The following is a 4,535-nucleotide window of genomic DNA, read 5'->3' on the forward strand; positions in this document are numbered from 1 at the left end:
GGCTCAGCAATCGTTGGTTACATCTTTGATTTCTCGCGGAGTAACTTGTGATGCTGATAATCTGTTGACTAGCAGTCTGACTCCACAAGCACCCACACGAATTGCTTGATTCAGTTGTTAAAGAGCGATTGGTTAAGATCTTTCATCTCAACCGAGGCGCGCATTCTACAGCAGCCTCATTTGCTGTCAAGTGATTATTTTCAGAAGCTTTCAAAGTTTCCCTTGTAACTTCAACCACTTGCGCTTCAGATCTCTCGTCAGCGGGAGGCGAATTCTACAGCGTTACACGCTGCTGTCAACACCTCTTTTTCAACTCCCTTTCGGCTTCGATGAACTGAAGCGACCCACTGTCGAAAACTGCTTAACTCATTGTTTACCAAGGAGTTTTCCGTTTCGACTGCGCCGGAAGTGGGGCGAATTATAGACATCTGAAATCTGCCGTCAAGCAGTGATTTAGGTTTTCTATCAACAAGTTGCAAAAAGCAGCAAAACGCCCCAAATGAAGCCTATATAGAGGAGCCGAAATCCCCCCATATAGAAGAGACGACTCAGAGAACGCCCGAAGCCTTGAATGCGGACACCACCCCGGCATCCAGGCCCAACACCCGCTGCAAAACCTCCAGCGTGTGCTCACCCAGCAAAGGAGGTGCAAATCGGTACTCAACCGGCGTCTCCGACAGTCGAATCGGGCTCGCCACTTGAGGGACCATGCCAGCCAGCGCATGCGGTAGCTCGATAGCCAACCCGCGCGCCTTCACCTGAGGATCGGCAAACATCTGCGCCACGTCATTGATAGGCCCGCAAGGCACACCAGCCTGCTCCAGCTGCGCTACCCATTCAGCCGTGGTCTTGAACACCGTAGCCTGGCGGATCAGCGGAATCAGTACAGCCCTGTTTGCCACCCGCAGCTTATTCGTCGCAAAACGCGGATCGTCCGCCCACTGCGGCTGCCCGGCCACTTCCGCGAATTTGCGGAACTGCCCATCATTCCCGACGGTAAGGATGAAATCACCATCCGCCGTAGGAAAGTCCTGATAGGGCACGATGTTCGGATGAGCATTACCCAGGCGTTTAGGCGCATTGCCTGTCGTCAGGTAGTTCATTGCCTGGTTGGCCAGACAAGCCACCTGTACGTCCAGTAGAGCCATGTCGATATGCTGACCACCGCCGTCGTGATCCCGATGCGCAAGCGCTGCCAGGATCGCGACAGTCGAATACAGCCCCGTCAGGATGTCCGTCAGCGCCACGCCAACCTTCACCGGCCCCGCGCCTTCTTCGCCTTCAGGTCGCCCCGTCAGACTCATGAGGCCGCCCAACCCCTGGATCATGAAGTCATAACCGGCACGCTTGGCGTAAGGACCGGTCTGGCCGAATCCGGTGATCGAGCAATAGATCAGATCCGGATTGATCGCCTTCAGCGATTCGTAGTCCAGGCCATAAGCCGCCAGACCGCCGACCTTGAAGTTCTCGATCAGGATGTCCGACTTGGCCGCCAGCTCACGCACCAGCTTCTGCCCTTCAGGGCGCGTGAAGTCGATGGTGACTGACTGTTTGTTGCGATTGGCCGACAAGTAGTAGGCAGCCTCGCTGGTGTTCTCGCCATAAGCGTCTTTAAGGAACGGCGGCCCCCAGGCGCGCGTGTCATCGCCGTTACCGGGGCGCTCGACCTTGATCACTTCGGCGCCGAGGTCGGCCAGGATCTGCCCGGCCCAAGGCCCGGCCAGTACCCGCGATAAATCCAGTACCCGCAGATGCGAAAGCGCGCCCATGGACGTTCTCCTATTAATAGAACGCCTGGATGCCGGTTTGCGCGCGACCGAGAATCAGCGCGTGGACGTCGTGTGTACCTTCATAGGTATTCACCACTTCCAGGTTCACCAGGTGGCGAGCGACACCGAACTCATCGGAGATGCCGTTGCCGCCCAACATATCGCGAGCCATGCGCGCGATGTCCAGGGACTTGCCGCAAGAGTTGCGCTTCATCATCGAAGTGATTTCAACCGCCGCAGTGCCTTCATCCTTCATACGACCCAGACGCAGGCAGCCTTGCAGCGCCATGGTGATTTCGGTCTGCATGTCGGCCAGCTTCTTCTGGATCAACTGAGTGGCGGCCAATGGACGACCGAACTGCTGACGATCCAGGGTGTACTGGCGAGCGGTGTGCCAGCAGAACTCGGCCGCACCCAGTGCACCCCAGGAGATGCCGTAACGTGCCGAGTTGAGGCAAGTGAAAGGACCTTTCAGGCCACGAACATCCGGGAAGATGTTCTCTTCCGGCACGAACACGTTGTCCATGACGATTTCACCGGTGATCGATGCCCGCAGGCCAACCTTGCCGTGAATCGCCGGAGCGCTGAGGCCTTTCCAGCCCTTCTCCAGAACGAAGCCACGGATGTCGCCGGCATCGTCCTTGCCCCAGACCACGAACACATCGGCGATCGGGCTGTTGGTGATCCACATCTTGCTGCCAGTGAGGCTGTAGCCGCCTTCCACTTTGCGCGCACGAGTGATCATCGCGCCCGGGTCGGAACCGTGGTTAGGCTCGGTCAGGCCGAAGCAGCCGATCCACTCGCCCGAGGCCAGTTTCGGCAGGTACTTCTGCTTCTGCGCTTCGGTACCGAATTCATTGATTGGCACCATTACCAGCGAGGACTGCACGCTCATCATCGAGCGATAGCCGGAGTCGACACGCTCGACTTCACGGGCGATCAGGCCATAGCTGACATAGTTCAGGCCGCTGCCGCCGTACTGCTCAGGAATGGTTGCGCCCAACAGGCCGACTTCACCCATTTCGCGGAAGATCGCCGGGTCGGTCTTCTCATGGCGGAAAGCTTCAAGAATGCGCGGCGCAAGGCTCTGCTGAGCGAACTGCGCAGCCGTGTCGCGAATCATGCGTTCTTCTTCAGTGAGCTGTTGATCCAGCAGCAGGGGATCGATCCAGTTGAAGCTAGCTTTACCACCCATGAGTGTGTCCTCTCGAATCGGGTCAAATAACGTGGACTGATCCTAGGCCCGGATCGGCGCTGCGGCAAACGAGGATTTTGCATACTGTTGTGCTAATTTCTCACTCCGTAACGTCGCAGAAGAGCTTTTATGCGATGTATTAGTGAGGTTGATGTACATGCGCAGGAAGATACCCAGCACCACCGCCCTGATCAGCTTCGAGGCAGCGGCGCGCCATGAGAGCTTTACCAAGGCCGCCCAGGAACTGTCGCTGACCCAAGGGGCGATTTGCCGACAGATCGCCAGCCTTGAAGAGTTCCTCGGCGTAGAACTGTTCCGACGCTCGCGGCGTGGAGTGAAGCTGACGGAGGCCGGGCTTTCCTACAGCCGACGGGTCGCCACTCAGCTCGACGCGGTCGAGCGCGACACCTTGTCGGTCATGGGTCAGCAGGGCGCCAACGTAATCGAGCTGGCCGTAGTTCCGACCTTCGGCACCCAGTGGCTTCTGCCGCGACTCAAGGATTTCCAGCAGAAGCACCCGGAAGTGACTGTCAACCTGACCAACCGCACGCGCCCGTTCCTGTTCGCCGACACCGATTTTGATGCCGCCATCTACTTCGGTGATGCGGATTGGTCGGGTACAGAATCCCACAGACTGATGGGTGAAAATCCGATGCCCGTTTGCAGCCCCAACCTGCTCGGAAACAAGACCAGTCTGACGCCCGGTGAAATCGCCGATTTGCCCCTTCTGCAACAAACCACTCGTCCTTATGCCTGGCGCCAATGGTTCGACTCCCAGCACTTCAACGTCCCGCGAGACATGACAGGTCCACGCTACGAGCTATTCTCCATGCTCGCTCAAGCGGCCATGCACGACATGGGCATAGCCCTGATACCGCCGTTCCTGATTCAAAGAGAGCTGAAAGAAAAACGCCTGGTGATCGCCAACCCGCAAGCACTGTCCAGCATCAAGGCCTATTACTTAATGATTCCTGAGCGAAAGGTCGAATCCGCGTCTTTAAGGGCATTTCGTGACTGGCTGGTAAATCAGGCGCACAGCTACAGCCTTGAGGGATAAAGGCTCACCGCCATTACTTGACCTCGTAGTCAGTAAAAAATAAGCCCTACAGATATAAGTATTTGTCGCATAGCGACAAACTGTATCGAGAAGCCGTACAAACGTCCCACAAGCGCCTGACCACGCGGCTTTGAGCCACTATTTCGAAGCGATGGCGCATCATTCATACGGCCGATGTGTAAATTCTTCAAATTCAGCCAGAATCCTTGAAAAGCACGGTCTGCAAGGGATTGAGCCGGTTGGTTGCGACATTCGGTCACGGGGTGACTTGTAGTTAATTTTCCGTCACCCGTCATAATCCCTTGAAGGGCACAAAGTTCGCCTGCAAAATGCCGCGCCCCGCCCTGATTAGGCGGGATCGTGCTGATCGGCCGCCCCAGCCGCACCATCCGTAGTGCATGGGTTTACTCAATAAGATCACGCAGGAGATTTGACGTGCACATTGGTGTTCCTCTCGAAACCCAGACCGGTGAAACACGGGTTGCTGCAACCCCGGAAACCATCAAGAAGCTGA

4 protein-coding genes are annotated in these 4,535 nt (G+C 56.7%); 2 read left to right on the plus strand and 2 right to left on the minus strand.

The genetic code is table 11. The features are described from left to right. Nucleotides 1-548 precede the first annotated feature (548 nt). Both B0D71_RS31075 and B0D71_RS31080 read right to left on the minus strand, forming a co-directional pair. Nucleotides 549-1,769, minus strand: coding sequence for a CaiB/BaiF CoA transferase family protein (locus tag B0D71_RS31075; RefSeq protein WP_103398071.1), 1,221 nt, complete (start codon nt 1,767-1,769; stop codon nt 549-551). A 13-nt stretch (nt 1,770-1,782) separates the two neighbouring features. After that, nucleotides 1,783-2,964, minus strand: coding sequence for an acyl-CoA dehydrogenase (locus tag B0D71_RS31080; protein ID WP_103398072.1), 1,182 nt, complete (start codon nt 2,962-2,964; stop codon nt 1,783-1,785). 157 nt (nt 2,965-3,121) lie between these two features. Between B0D71_RS31080 and B0D71_RS31085 the strand changes: the two genes are divergently transcribed. Both B0D71_RS31085 and B0D71_RS32045 read left to right on the plus strand, forming a co-directional pair. Then, the gene (locus tag B0D71_RS31085; protein ID WP_103398073.1) at nt 3,122-4,021 is read left to right on the plus strand and encodes a LysR family transcriptional regulator; all 900 of its coding nucleotides are present in this window, start codon (nt 3,122-3,124) and stop codon (nt 4,019-4,021) included. 435 nt (nt 4,022-4,456) lie between these two features. Beyond that, nucleotides 4,457-4,535, plus strand: a 79-nt coding sequence (locus B0D71_RS32045) for a hypothetical protein (RefSeq protein ID WP_223441004.1), incomplete at its 3' end; no start/stop codon positions are given.

The organism is Pseudomonas laurylsulfativorans, from assembly GCF_002906155.1.
In the GTDB taxonomy this organism is placed as follows: domain Bacteria; phylum Pseudomonadota; class Gammaproteobacteria; order Pseudomonadales; family Pseudomonadaceae; genus Aquipseudomonas; species Aquipseudomonas laurylsulfativorans.